The sequence below is a fragment of the Paenibacillus xylanexedens genome, from assembly GCF_001908275.1.
GTDB lineage: Bacteria > Bacillota > Bacilli > Paenibacillales > Paenibacillaceae > Paenibacillus > Paenibacillus xylanexedens_A.
Window position 1 is genome coordinate 1481957 of the sequence record NZ_CP018620.1, and the last position, 14111, is coordinate 1496067.

Sequence of the window (14111 nt, forward strand, 5' to 3'; positions counted from 1 at the left end):
TGGTAGATTGAAGGTCCTTAATATGGTTAGATCGTGGATTTGATAAGTTTTGAAATTAACTCTTTACAAGTGTGTGTTCTACATGGTATATTCTATTTCCGGCCAAAAAAAACACGAGATATACGGTGGGGCAAGCGATTGAAATAAGCTTCGAAAGAAACTTAAAAAAAGAGCTTGCAAAGTTGGTTCGGACATGATATTATATAAGAGTTGCTGAAGAGAACAACATTCGGTAACGAAACAAGTTTGATCTTTGAAAACTGAACAACGAGTGAGTAAACATTCTGCTTGCAGAATGAAACGCGAAAGTTTGAGACAAGCCTTGGCTTGGATCGGCTGGAGCACAAATGAGATTTTTAATCTCGTCAGATTCAAAATGAGCTTATCGCTCTTTTCAATACTTTATTGGAGAGTTTGATCCTGGCTCAGGACGAACGCTGGCGGCATGCCTAATACATGCAAGTCGAGCGGACTTGAAGAGAAGCTTGCTTCTCTGATGGTTAGCGGCGGACGGGTGAGTAACACGTAGGCAACCTGCCCTCAAGTTTGGGACAACTACCGGAAACGGTAGCTAATACCGAATAATTGTTTTCTTCGCCTGAAGGAAACTGGAAAGACGGAGCAATCTGTCACTTGGGGATGGGCCTGCGGCGCATTAGCTAGTTGGTGAGGTAACGGCTCACCAAGGCGACGATGCGTAGCCGACCTGAGAGGGTGATCGGCCACACTGGGACTGAGACACGGCCCAGACTCCTACGGGAGGCAGCAGTAGGGAATCTTCCGCAATGGGCGAAAGCCTGACGGAGCAATGCCGCGTGAGTGATGAAGGTTTTCGGATCGTAAAGCTCTGTTGCCAGGGAAGAACGCTTGGGAGAGTAACTGCTCTCAAGGTGACGGTACCTGAGAAGAAAGCCCCGGCTAACTACGTGCCAGCAGCCGCGGTAATACGTAGGGGGCAAGCGTTGTCCGGAATTATTGGGCGTAAAGCGCGCGCAGGCGGTCATTTAAGTCTGGTGTTTAATCCCGGGGCTCAACCCCGGATCGCACTGGAAACTGGGTGACTTGAGTGCAGAAGAGGAGAGTGGAATTCCACGTGTAGCGGTGAAATGCGTAGATATGTGGAGGAACACCAGTGGCGAAGGCGACTCTCTGGGCTGTAACTGACGCTGAGGCGCGAAAGCGTGGGGAGCAAACAGGATTAGATACCCTGGTAGTCCACGCCGTAAACGATGAGTGCTAGGTGTTAGGGGTTTCGATACCCTTGGTGCCGAAGTTAACACATTAAGCACTCCGCCTGGGGAGTACGGTCGCAAGACTGAAACTCAAAGGAATTGACGGGGACCCGCACAAGCAGTGGAGTATGTGGTTTAATTCGAAGCAACGCGAAGAACCTTACCAGGTCTTGACATCCCTCTGATCGATGCAGAGATGTATCTTTCCTTCGGGACAGAGGAGACAGGTGGTGCATGGTTGTCGTCAGCTCGTGTCGTGAGATGTTGGGTTAAGTCCCGCAACGAGCGCAACCCTTATATTTAGTTGCCAGCACTTCGGGTGGGCACTCTAGATAGACTGCCGGTGACAAACCGGAGGAAGGTGGGGATGACGTCAAATCATCATGCCCCTTATGACCTGGGCTACACACGTACTACAATGGCCGGTACAACGGGCTGCGAAATCGCGAGATGGAGCCAATCCCAACAAAGCCGGTCTCAGTTCGGATTGCAGGCTGCAACTCGCCTGCATGAAGTCGGAATTGCTAGTAATCGCGGATCAGCATGCCGCGGTGAATACGTTCCCGGGTCTTGTACACACCGCCCGTCACACCACGAGAGTTTATAACACCCGAAGTCGGTGGGGTAACCGCAAGGAGCCAGCCGCCGAAGGTGGGATAGATGATTGGGGTGAAGTCGTAACAAGGTAGCCGTATCGGAAGGTGCGGCTGGATCACCTCCTTTCTATGGAGAATCGTTTCCTGCAACGGAAACATTCAAATATGCAGCTTAGCTGCAAAACACTCACTCGTTGCTCAGTTTTGAGAGCTCAAACTCTCAAAACAGCTTGCTTTTGCATGGAGCTTGTTCTTTGAAAACTAGATATCGAAACGAAACAAACGCGAATTAGAACATTCCTTTAAGCTGATCTTGTGTAAACAAGTGAAGTGTTTTTATAAGGTAGATTGCACGTACGATGGTATCGAATGGGAGCGACTTTTGGCTTTGCGCAAGCAAAACAAGGGAAGCGAGCAGTCGAAACCGGAGAACGAGGTTAAGCTACTAAGAGCACACGGAGGATGCCTAGGCGCTAGGAGCCGATGAAGGACGTGGCGAACAACGAAACTGCCTCGGGGAGCTGTAAGCAAGCTTTGATCCGGGGGTGTCCGAATGGGGAAACCCAGCTGGGGTAATTTCCAGTTACACCTAACTGAATACATAGGTTAGTGTGAGGCATACCAGGGGAACTGAAACATCTAAGTACCCTGAGGAAGAGAAAACAATAGTGATTCCGTCAGTAGCGGCGAGCGAACGCGGAGAAGCCCAAACCAGAGAGCTTGCTCTTTGGGGTTGTGGGACGTCTCACATGGAGTTACAAAGGAACCGGTTAAGCGAAGAGGTCTGGAAAGGCCCGCCAAAGAAGGTAAAAGCCCTGTAGTTGAAAGTTAGTTCCCTCCGAGACGGATCCCGAGTAGTGCGGGGCACGTGAAACCCCGTATGAATCCGGCAGGACCATCTGCCAAGGCTAAATACTTCCTAGCGACCGATAGTGAAGCAGTACCGTGAGGGAAAGGTGAAAAGCACCCCGGAAGGGGAGTGAAATAGAACCTGAAACCGTGTGCTTACAAAAAGTCAGAGCCCGTTTTAGGGGTGATGGCGTGCCTTTTGTAGAATGAACCGGCGAGTTACGTTCCCGTGCAAGGTTAAGGTGAAGAGCCGGAGCCGCAGCGAAAGCGAGTCTGAATAGGGCGATGTAGTACGTGGACGTAGACCCGAAACCGGGTGATCTACCCCTGTCCAGGGTGAAGGTGCGGTAACACGCACTGGAGGCCCGAACCCACGCATGTTGAAAAATGCGGGGATGAGGTGGGGGTAGCGGAGAAATTCCAATCGAACTCGGAGATAGCTGGTTCTCCCCGAAATAGCTTTAGGGCTAGCCTCGGAAAACAGAGTCGTGGAGGTAGAGCACTGATTGGGTGCGGGGCCCGCAAGGGTTACCAAGCTCAGTCAAACTCCGAATGCCATAGACTTACTTCCGGGAGTCAGACAGTGAGTGCTAAGATCCATTGTCAAAAGGGAAACAGCCCAGACCATCAGCTAAGGTCCCCAAGTGTGTGTTAAGTGGGAAAGGATGTGGAGTTGCACAGACAACCAGGATGTTGGCTTAGAAGCAGCCACCATTGAAAGAGTGCGTAATAGCTCACTGGTCGAGTGACTCTGCGCCGAAAATGTAACGGGGCTAAACACACCACCGAAGCTATGGCTTGGATCGACTTCACTGCTTCTTTGAGGCGGTGTTTACCACAAGGACATTTTTGTCTGACAAGAGACTCTATCTTGGATGACCAAATGCTTTCCAGGGGATAAACACAGGACTTCGAAGCTGGAGTGAAGTCGATCCAGGGGTAGGGGAGCGTTGTATAAGGGTTGAAGGTGTACCGTAAGGAGCGCTGGACATTATACAAGTGAGAATGCCGGTATGAGTAACGAAAAGATCAGTGAGAATCTGATCCGCCGAAAGCCTAAGGGTTCCTGAGGAAGGCTCGTCCGCTCAGGGTAAGTCGGGACCTAAGGCGAGGCCGAAAGGCGTAGTCGAAGGACAACAGGTCGAAATTCCTGTACCACCGTAAGCCGTTATGAGCAATGGGGGGACGCAGTAGGGTAGTGACTCGGACTGATGGATGTCCGTCTAAGCAGTAAGGCTGATGTGTAGGCAAATCCGCACATTGTAAGGCTGAGCTGTGATGGGGAGCGAAAATTATAGTAGCGAAGGTCATGATCTCACACTGCCAAGAAAAGCCTCTAGCCAGGTGAAGGTGCCCGTACCGCAAACCGACACAGGTAGGCGAGAAGAGTATTCTAAGGCGCGCGGAAGAACTCTCGTTAAGGAACTCGGCAAAATGACCCCGTAACTTCGGGAGAAGGGGTGCCCCGGTAGTGTGAATAGCACGAGGGGGCCGCAGTGAAAAGGCCCAAGCGACTGTTTAGCAAAAACACAGGTCTGTGCGAAGCCGTAAGGCGAAGTATACGGGCTGACGCCTGCCCGGTGCTGGAAGGTTAAGGGGAGTGGTTAGGAGCAATCCGAAGCTGTGAACCGAAGCCCCAGTAAACGGCGGCCGTAACTATAACGGTCCTAAGGTAGCGAAATTCCTTGTCAGGTAAATTCTGACCCGCACGAATGGCGTAACGACTTGGGCGCTGTCTCAACGAGAGATCCGGTGAAATTTTAATACCTGTGAAGATGCAGGTTACCCGCGACAAGACGGAAAGACCCCATGGAGCTTTACTGCAGCTTGATATTGAATTTGGGTACGATCTGTACAGGATAGGTGGGAGCCTTTGAAACGTGAGCGCCAGCTTGCGTGGAGGCAACGTTGGGATACCACCCTGATCGTATCTAGGTTCTAACCTGGTACCGTAATCCGGTGCGGGGACAGTGTCAGGTGGGCAGTTTGACTGGGGCGGTCGCCTCCTAAAGAGTAACGGAGGCGCCCAAAGGTTCCCTCAGAATGGTTGGAAATCATTCGAAGAGTGCAAAGGCATAAGGGAGCTTGACTGCGAGACCTACAAGTCGAGCAGGGACGAAAGTCGGGCTTAGTGATCCGGTGGTACCGCATGGAAGGGCCATCGCTCAACGGATAAAAGCTACCCTGGGGATAACAGGCTTATCTCCCCCAAGAGTCCACATCGACGGGGAGGTTTGGCACCTCGATGTCGGCTCATCGCATCCTGGGGCTGAAGTAGGTCCCAAGGGTTGGGCTGTTCGCCCATTAAAGCGGTACGCGAGCTGGGTTCAGAACGTCGTGAGACAGTTCGGTCCCTATCTGTCGTGGGCGTAGGAAATTTGAGAGGAGCTGTCCTTAGTACGAGAGGACCGGGATGGACGTACCGCTGGTGTACCAGTTGTTCCGCCAGGAGCACCGCTGGGTAGCTATGTACGGACGGGATAAACGCTGAAAGCATCTAAGCGTGAAGCCCCCCTCAAGATGAGATTTCCCAGTATGTAAGACCCCTTGAAGACGACGAGGTAGATAGGCTGGGGGTGGAAGTGCAGCAATGCATGGAGCTGACCAGTACTAATCGGTCGAGGGCTTATCCAATAGCAAATTGTAATTCGCATGTTTCGTTTCGAATCTAGTTTTCAGAGAACAACAACTCTGAAATGTAAGCTACGCGTTTGGTGGCGATGGCGGAGGGGTTCCACACGTACCCATCCCGAACACGACCGTTAAGCCCTCTAGCGCCGATGGTACTTGGACCGCAGGGTCCTGGGAGAGTAGGACGCCGCCAAGCAATAAAAAGACACACTTGATGATATCGAGTGTGTCTTTTTGTTTTACTATTTTCTGCCGAGAAAGAACTAACTATATAGATAAGACAGCATCAATATAATCATTTATATGAAAACTCACAGTATTAATAATTGGACTACGGAGTAATGCTGATATACATACTTCCATATGATCAACTTCTGAATCTTAGCTCGTTCAGCAACCTTTCAGTTGAATTTAACGTACGTTTCAGTGGGATAGGGTATAGTGAAGCCAAGTAAAGAGGAGGAGAACCATAATGAATATATCTTCTACAGCCAGCTCCACTACATCATACATATCGACATCTTCGAGTTCGGACAATTCAAGTAGCTTGGAGAAACAAAAGACGAAGCTCGAAGCTCAACTGGAGAAAGTGCAATCCAGCAAGGACGATGAGCAAACCAAGGAGACAAAGACCAAACAGCTTGAACAGCAGATCAAGCAGATTGAGGCACAGATTGCACAGCAAAGCTCCCAAGGAACCGGTACAACTGCTACGAAGGAGGCTCCACGGGCCCAACCACCATCCAATGGAATGGGATTAGCTACCCCTAAGGAGATTGCAAACGCAACGACAGACAGCAATGGTCGATTTGATATACGTATCTAATTCCATCTAAATTTAGGATAAAACAAAAGCCCTGACCCGATCTATATTGATCGTGCAGGGCTTTATTAATTTGTTTATTAGATTATTTATGAGGTCTACCTACATTTTATCTACGTTCCATTGATCTTCTATCTGTTGCTGTTACTACCTGTTAACGTTATTCTGACTGTAACGCGTTAATTCGATCCGTAAGGGATCGTTTTCTATAGTACAGGGCTATGGTTGCGAGAACCAGCATTTCGGACAGCGGTACGGCAAGCCACACACCCGTGACACCAAAGAATGAAGGCAGGACTGCAATCAACGCAATCATGATGATCATTTCACGCGCAGCTGTGATCCAGATGGCCATTTTGGCATTACCTACAGATTGGAAATAGGTGCTCATGACAAAGTTAACACCCATAAACACATAGGCAAATGTAAATATACGTAATCCATAAACGGCATTATCCGTTACGCCACTACTGAAGTTTCCAAAAATTTGTACGAAATAAGGTGCACCGATCTGAACAACAACCAGTAACAATAGACCGCATGCCAGAGCTGTTATAGTGGCTAACCGTATCGTTTGTTGTACCCGTTTAATCTGATTGGCACCGTGATAATAGCTGATCAGAGGCTGGGCAGCGGATGCCAGACCCAGGAAAGCCAACAATACAACACCATGAATATAGTTCAATACGGTAAAGGATGCTACGCCATCCGTGCCCGCAATGCGGTCCATCGAGATGTTATGGGAGACAGAGAAGACCGACATGCCTAGTTCAGCCAGAAAGCTGGGGAAACCAATGAGTAGAAGGGATGCCAACAGTTTGTTGTTCCATTTGAACCGGGTGAACGTGAGATTATTTGTTTTTTTGAAAAAGTGAGTGAACAGGACAAGTAGCGCAAGAGACGCCGATACAATTGTACCGAGGGCCACACCGCGTACACCCCATTCGAGTACATACAATGTTATATAATTGATAATGATATTGGCTACAGCAAACGTAATCTGAGCGTACATGGACGTGTTGGGATTCCCATCGTTTCGTACAAAGACAGAGAGTGCATTCTCAATGGTGAAAACAAACCCGAACAATAACATGATATTCATATAGTCCGAAGCAAACGGGAAGGTCTCGGCGTTCGCACCGAGGGAGTATACCAGTTTGTCTTTGAATGTAAATGCAACATATCCAATGGCTACCGTAACTAACATAATGAGCATAATGGATTTGGTGAAAATTTGTTTGGCTGAAGTGATATCTTTTCTACCCATAGCGTTGGAGTACAACGTTGCCCCGCCCATACCAATCCACAGCGACATGGCAACAAAGAGCGTGTAGACAGGTGAGGCAATGCCGATTCCGGCCATCGCGGTAGAACCCAGTTTGTGTCCAACCATAATGCCGTCGATAATAAAATTAAAAGCAACTACCAGCATCCCTAATACAGAAGGCACGAGGTAGCTTATAAAAGCTTTACCTACTGATTGCCCTTCCAATGGATGCGTCCAATTCGTATTCATAATGACCTCCGTTAGTAAACTGAATGTTCATTCTGTGTTCAATAATACTGAACGTTCGTTCTGTATGATAACACGCCATGAATTCGCTTGGCAACTTTTACGTTTCAATATCGTTTAAGTGTTAGAGTAGGTGGATATTCATAAGGCGGGAGGAATCGCTTGATGAAACAAAATAAATACGATGAAGCTGAGTTTTTCGACAACTACAGTAAGATGGCTCGTTCCATTCAAGGGCTGGATGCAGCGGGGGAGTGGCATGAACTGCAGACTCTTTTGCCTGATTTGAAGGACAAGCGTGTGCTGGATTTGGGATGTGGTTTTGGTTGGCACTGCCGGTATGCGCGAGAGCAACAAGCGAGTTCAGTGATCGGTGTGGATCTGTCTGAAAATATGCTTCAGCGTGCTCGTGAAATGACGGACGATCCACAGATCCAGTACAAGCAGCTGGCGATTGAAGATATTGATTTTGCACCGGGACAATTCGACGTTGTGATTAGTTCACTTGCTTTGCATTATATTGAACGGTTAGACACGGTGTATGCTAAGATCAATGATTGTCTCGCAGAAGGGGGCACATTTGTACTATCTTCCGAACATCCTATCTTCACCGCTCGCGCTGCGCAGGATTGGCATTATGGACCCGAAGGTGAGATCCTACACTGGCCCGTGGATGATTATCACGATGAAGGGAAGCGTGTGGCGAACTTTCTGAATCAGGATGTGGTTAAATATCATCGCACACTGGCAACACATATGAATGAACTCATAAAGGCAGGGTTTGCTATTCAACAGTTAGCTGAATCCAAGCCATCACCAGAGATGATCGAACAGGTTCCAGGCATGAGAGACGAGAATCGGAGACCGATGTTTCTGATGATTGCTGCGGTGAAAGTATAACGATGAAAATGGTACGTTAGATCAGAGGGCAGAAAGAGACTGTGGAAGTGGAGCGTTCGCCTAAAAGATTTCTGTTAGAGATTACTAACTAAGTAAACTTGAAGGGATCAGCGTGTTCAGCGATGATGAACATGCTGTTTTTTTATTTTGCTACATTAATAAGAAATAATGTCCAAAACAGGGAACCAAATCACATTAGACTCAGTCATATTAAGTGAGGTGAACAACAGTTGGATGATCAATTACTGGCACAGGCTCAGACCATAGACAATTACACACTTAGCAGCATAATGGATCACTACGGAAATGACGTGTGGAATTACGCTTATTTTCTGACCAAAAGTGCCGAACAGGCAGATGAATTGTCACAGGAGGTATTTATTCGGGCGTATTCGGGGATCGCTCATTATCGTGGAGATTGCTCACTGAAAACATGGCTGTTGACGATTACTAGGAACACCACTTTTACATATCGAAAATCCAGATTTTTTCGTAGCAGTCTGTGGGGAGAGACGTTACCCATTGAGACAGAGCGTGGGGGTTCGAGCCAAAGAGTCATGATTGCAGAGCACTCTGCACATCCTTCGGGCGAGATGGAAGTGATGAGTAAGGAGCATATCCATGAAATCTGGGATATTGTTCTGGCGTTGCCAAAGAAGTTCCGGGAGATTCTTTTGCTGAATCTGAAGTATGAGCTTACGACGAGTGAGATTGCTGAGATGTTGAAAATCAGCTCAGGCACAGTTAAATCCAGACTTTCCCGAGGTAAGGATAAGGTACGGAAACAATGGGAGGAGCGAAGCAAATGAGACACAAGGATGAGCAATGGGAGAAGGAAATCCGGAAGGGACCGTTTGCTTTGTCTCCTTTTACAGAGGATCACAAGCGAAAGGTGCTTCAACAGGTGGAGTGGATGAAGAAGTCGGAAGAGGAAAGCAAGGGAGATAGGTTAGAGGACAGTTCCAGGTCATCCAGGCCGTTTAGACCGCAAGTAGGTAACGTGTCACACAAGCGTCGCCCTAGAAGAGGGCCTCTTGTTGCCGGTATGGGTGCGTTGGTTATTGCTGCTGGATTGTTCCTATGGATCTGGGATGATGGACAGCTGGTGAAACCCGTGATCGAGCAGGTCTATCCGACAGCAGCGTTACAGTTATCCGATGGTTTGAACACAAATCTGCTAACCGACAAAATGAAAAGAAATGTTGCGACTACGATGCGAGATGATCTGGGTAAACAGCTGAAGATTAAGAAAGTGGAAGACTTGCCTGTGTCCGGCAGAGTATATGTAGAGGCTGGAAATGAAAGCGAGAAGGAGTATGCACAGATATGGCTCGATGCGACAACAGGAAATCTGCGTGAAGTACAGATGAGACGAGAGATGCAGCCAAGCGAGCTGGAGCACCGTTATCTGCGTCAAGTTCCGTCGCTTTTGCAAAGTATAGGCAGCACTCCAACGCTTAAACCTGCATCAGTCCAACGTTTTGTGAGTATGAAGCAAGGGGAATTGGAGCCAATATCGCATACGACATTAGCGTTAGAGAATGAGACTGGCGATGGTTATGGGGAGATTGTATGGCAGCAGGACAAGGCTGTCTCGATCACAGGCGACCTTAGACCTGATCATGTATCCCAGGCAGCACTGGCGGATGCCAGAAAAGCGATTGAGGCATTGTCTGGTAAAGCCAATCTTGATCTGGTAAGAGTAAGCCGAAGCAAAGATGATGAACTCGGCAAGGATACAGTCTTTTTTTCCTTTAAAGATAACTACTTTGTCCAGATAACCGAAGGAAAAGCGGGCTTGGGTTATACCGTTGGGGATGCTAATCATTATGAGCAACAAGAAATAGGCAACATCGAAGAGATGGAGGCTTATCATGAAAAATTATATAATATAGATGAGTCTCTTCTTAGAGAAAAAGTGGGGCCAATAGTTAAGAAGATATTTAACATTGATTTTGACGCCTATAAACTTCATAGAAATGCCGAGCAATTGGGAGTCGTCACATTTGAACTGGAGTCGAGCACGGATGTTTTTCAGGTTGAATACAGGGAAGATGGACGGATCAAGATGATCACCAGAGGCGAGTTATAGGGCTGATCTTATATGTTACAATTTACTTCATAGATGGAATGAGTATAAGGAGATAACGATGAAATATTTGGTGAGTTCATGTCTGGCAGGGGTAGCTTGCCGTTACAATGGAACAGCGAGTCTGGATGAGAAGATTCAGCAGCTGGTGGAGCAGGAGCAGGCTAAGATGGTATGTCCGGAGCTGCTTGGCGGATTCTCCACTCCACGGGAATCGGCTGAAATTATCGGTGGCACGGGCAAGGACGTACTGGCAGGCACAGCAAAAGTGATCGAGAAAAGTGGCAAGGACGTCACAGAGCTGTATATCAAGGGAGCCTATCAGACGCTCGAATGGGCGCGAGAATTGAATGTATCGTGTGTGGTACTGAAGGAGTTTAGTCCGTCCTGTGGTACACAGATGATCTATGATGGGAATTTTGCCAATCACAAGGTAACTGGAGAAGGTGTCACCTCAGCATTGCTGAGACAAGAAGGATATACCGTCATTTCTGAAAATGAGTGGATGGAGCAACTATAGGTCGCACAGATATCGTTTCATATTCACAGAAAAGCCGCTGGATTATATCCTGGCGGCTTTTCTGTTGTCTCCCATTACTTTTCTCATTAAATGAATAAAGTCGATTTTCCTGAAATGCTAACAAACAATATGGATACATACGATATAGATATAAGATATATAAGGCTATCTACTATTTAAAGTGGGGGAATAATCATGTCAATTCAGTCTAAGCCAAAATATAAGAAAGGAAATAAACTCAAAAATATGAAATTAACAACAACGATGATCATCATGACTGTGATTAGTCTAATCGGCTTGTTTACTGTTTTTCTGATTGGGATTTTCGGAATGAACGAAGCAAAAACGGGACAAGGTATCCTCTACAATGACCGCTTCCAGCATCAAACCAATGTTCTTGAATTGAAAAGTAATTTCTATAATATGCGTGCCAATTATACAAAGGTTCTTGATAATGCAGAGTATACCGACAAACAGTACGATCAGGTTCAGAAAGGTAAGAAGAGTATCACGGATGGTTTGAATGAATTTTCAGCAAGAACATTGGATACCAAAGAAAAAGAGATATTTGCAGATTTGGCAGCAAAGATGGATACATATTATCAGGATATTGAGCAAATCATGGATACCAAAAAGATGTCGGGCACCTACGATAGTGATGAGAGAGGAAGAATTAACAAAAGCAGTACAGCGATTGTGGAGACGATCACCCTTTTGAGTGCGCATAACGAAGAAGAGTCAGCCAAGCTCTATGCGGATACACAGGAAGTGATTCAGCAGCGAGCATTGGTGCTCGGTTCGGTTCTTTTGTTTTCACTTGCAGCACTCATTCTTATTTCATTTGTAGTGATTCGCAGTATACGTCAACGAATGAAAGCTATCACCCGTTATTGTGAAGAAATAACACAAGGCAACTTAACGGCATCCTTAGATCCGCATCTAACACAGGGAAATAATGAGATAAGTGTCATCGCACGAGCTATTCGTACAATGACCGATTCCACAACAAATGTCATTCGTGGTGTAGTTCAGGAATCTCATCATATCAACCAGGTTAGCGATCTTACCAACCAGAACATGGCTGGTCTGAATGAACGAATTCGTGAAGTATCAGCTACAGTTGAAGAGCTCTCTGCTGCAATGGAAGAGGCTTCAGCCCATACGGAAAATATGAATCATTCGGCTAAAGAGATGCAACAGGGAGCTGAATATATATCGGAACAGACATCTAAACAAGCAGAGTCCGCCTATGTGACCAGCACGAAGGCTGAAAAGTTGAAGCAGGAAGCCCGCGAATCGAGCCGAGCAGCCATAGACATGTACGATCATACGAGTAAGAAGATGTCAGAAGCGCTGGAACGTGCAACTGCTGTAGATCAGATTGGTATATTATCTCAATCTATTTTGGATGTTACAGCGCAGACTAATCTGCTTGCACTCAATGCATCCATTGAAGCTGCAAGGGCTGGAGAAGCAGGCAGGGGTTTTGCGGTTGTAGCAAGCGAGATTCGAAAGTTGGCTGATGATTCCAGACAGGCTGCCGATCAAATTCAGCAGGTCACGGAAGAAGTTATGCAGTCTGTAACCAATCTGTCCTCGAATGCCAAAGAATTGCTATCCTTTATGTTCAATCAGGTTGGCAAAGATTATAAATTATTGGAGGATACAGCTGAACAGTATTATGTCGATTCCCTTGATCATGCCAATGCCGTTAAAGATCTCAATGCAACCTCACAACAAGTGACTGCAAATATCAAAATACTAGTGGGCTCCATTCACGAGATTGCATCAGCAAGTGAACAATCAGCCGCATCCAGTCAGGAAATCGCAGGACACATGGTCGCTTCTGCTACGCAATCTGTGGAAGTAGTTAAACAATCTGATCAAGTGAAGGATAGTGTATTAAATCTGAATAAGCTGGTTGAAGATTTCAAGATTTAAAAGAAAAGAGTTATAGATAATCCACTGGGCCATGTAAGTGCCCAGTGGATTATTGCTGTCTTTCATCCAATACTTACTTTTATAAACCAAGAAACAATAATGTGCGTACTTTTAATTTATACACATAGGACCTAAAATACTACTTGAGATGAAACCACTTTAACATTATTGTTCAACATAAAAAATATATAAAAAGGACGTGGAGCTCCATGGAAGTTACAGCAAAGTCTAAGACAAAGGAAGACATCTTAAAGGCATATCATTTCCGGCATGCAACAAAGATATTTGATGATACCCGCAAAATCTCGGATGAGGATTTCCAATTTATATTGGAAACAGGCAGATTATCTCCAAGTTCCATTGGTCTTGAACCGTGGAAGTTTCTGATTGTACAAAATCCAAACCTGCGTAAGCGTCTGTCCGAAGTCTCTTCCGGCGCTCAAAAGCAATTGGCTACAGCAAGCCATTTTGTTGTTATTTTGGCCCGGTCCGACGCCAGTTATAATTCTCCCTATGCGGAGTACATGCTGAAGGAAACAAAGGGAATGCCAGATAACGTATTTGAGCTAACAAGTGAGGCTTATGGAAAGTTTCAAAATAACCAGAAGATTCTGGATAATCCACGATCATTATTCGACTGGGCATCTAAACAAACTTATATTGCACTCGGCAACATGATGACGGCGGCAGCTCAGATCGAGATTGATTCTTGTCCAATCGAAGGTTTCAGCCGCGAGGGCGTCCACCGTATTATGGAAGAAGAGGGCTTGCTGGAAAATGGCGCATGGGGCGTCTCTATGATGGTAGCCTTCGGTTATCGGGCAGAGGAGCCCCAGCGTGAGAAGTCCCGACAATCCGTTGAGAAAATCACGCAATGGATTAACTGAATTCAGCATGAATCCAACATGAATTCAAAAACGATTAGCTAAGATCTAACATTATAGATCAGGCTTAAAGTAGAATCGAAACAGCCCGATATTTTCCACATGTTAGCAGGATGGAAAGGGCTGTTTTTCT

At 46.6% G+C, this 14111-nt stretch carries 8 protein-coding genes and 3 rRNA genes; 10 read left to right on the forward strand and 1 reads right to left on the reverse strand.

Annotated elements, in window-relative coordinates; all coding sequences use genetic code 11:
- Positions 1-402: 402 nt before the first annotated feature.
- The 4 genes from BS614_RS06690 to BS614_RS06705 all read left to right on the forward strand — a co-directional run bounded on the left by BS614_RS06690 (position 403) and on the right by BS614_RS06705 (position 6134).
- Positions 403-1955: ribosomal RNA gene (locus BS614_RS06690) — 16S ribosomal RNA — on the forward strand.
- A gap of 308 nt (positions 1956-2263) precedes the next feature.
- Positions 2264-5311 (forward strand): 23S ribosomal RNA (locus BS614_RS06695).
- Between the two features lie 76 nt (positions 5312-5387).
- Positions 5388-5504, forward strand: a 5S ribosomal RNA gene (rrf, locus tag BS614_RS06700).
- The 16S, 23S and 5S rRNA genes sit together here, the layout of an rRNA operon.
- Before the next feature lie 276 nt (positions 5505-5780).
- Positions 5781-6134 (forward strand): FlxA-like family protein, encoded by a 354-nt coding sequence (locus BS614_RS06705; protein ID WP_074093355.1) that lies wholly within the window; start codon positions 5781-5783, stop codon positions 6132-6134.
- A gap of 157 nt (positions 6135-6291) precedes the next feature.
- Here BS614_RS06705 and BS614_RS06710 read toward each other — a convergent pair whose 3' ends face one another.
- Entirely contained in the window at positions 6292-7647 is a 1356-nt protein-coding gene (locus BS614_RS06710) for an MATE family efflux transporter (protein ID WP_074093356.1), read from the reverse strand.
- A gap of 162 nt (positions 7648-7809) precedes the next feature.
- Here BS614_RS06710 and BS614_RS06715 point away from each other — a divergent pair, with 162 nt between their 5' ends.
- The 6 genes from BS614_RS06715 (at position 7810) to BS614_RS06740 (ending at position 13981) form a co-directional block, all read left to right on the forward strand.
- Complete coding sequence (locus tag BS614_RS06715; protein ID WP_074093357.1) at positions 7810-8544, forward strand: class I SAM-dependent methyltransferase; 735 nt, start codon at positions 7810-7812, stop codon at positions 8542-8544.
- A 230-nt stretch (positions 8545-8774) separates the two neighbouring features.
- Complete coding sequence (locus tag BS614_RS06720; RefSeq protein ID WP_074093358.1) at positions 8775-9353, forward strand: RNA polymerase sigma factor; 579 nt, start codon at positions 8775-8777, stop codon at positions 9351-9353.
- Positions 9350-10636, forward strand: coding sequence for a hypothetical protein (locus tag BS614_RS06725; RefSeq protein ID WP_074093359.1), 1287 nt, complete (start codon positions 9350-9352; stop codon positions 10634-10636). The genes BS614_RS06720 and BS614_RS06725 overlap by 4 nt, the downstream gene beginning before the upstream one ends.
- 58 nt (positions 10637-10694) lie before the next feature.
- Entirely contained in the window at positions 10695-11153 is a 459-nt protein-coding gene (locus tag BS614_RS06730) for a 2-thiouracil desulfurase family protein (protein WP_074093360.1), read from the forward strand.
- Between the two features lie 195 nt (positions 11154-11348).
- Entirely contained in the window at positions 11349-13094 is a 1746-nt protein-coding gene (locus tag BS614_RS06735; RefSeq protein WP_074093361.1) for a methyl-accepting chemotaxis protein, read from the forward strand.
- A gap of 209 nt (positions 13095-13303) precedes the next feature.
- Positions 13304-13981 (forward strand): NAD(P)H-dependent oxidoreductase, encoded by a 678-nt coding sequence (locus BS614_RS06740; protein WP_074093362.1) that lies wholly within the window; start codon positions 13304-13306, stop codon positions 13979-13981.
- Positions 13982-14111: the final 130 nt, after the last annotated feature.

Coding starts and splice junctions, on each gene's coding strand:
- BS614_RS06705 (WP_074093355.1), top strand. CDS start 5,781: ATGAATATATCTTCTACAGCCAGCTCCACTACATCATACATATCGACA.
- BS614_RS06710 (WP_074093356.1), bottom strand. CDS start 7,647: ATGAATACGAATTGGACGCATCCATTGGAAGGGCAATCAGTAGGTAAA.
- BS614_RS06715 (WP_074093357.1), top strand. CDS start 7,810: ATGAAACAAAATAAATACGATGAAGCTGAGTTTTTCGACAACTACAGT.
- BS614_RS06725 (WP_074093359.1), top strand. CDS start 9,350: ATGAGACACAAGGATGAGCAATGGGAGAAGGAAATCCGGAAGGGACCG.
- BS614_RS06730 (WP_074093360.1), top strand. CDS start 10,695: ATGAAATATTTGGTGAGTTCATGTCTGGCAGGGGTAGCTTGCCGTTAC.
- BS614_RS06735 (WP_074093361.1), top strand. CDS start 11,349: ATGTCAATTCAGTCTAAGCCAAAATATAAGAAAGGAAATAAACTCAAA.
- BS614_RS06740 (WP_074093362.1), top strand. CDS start 13,304: ATGGAAGTTACAGCAAAGTCTAAGACAAAGGAAGACATCTTAAAGGCA.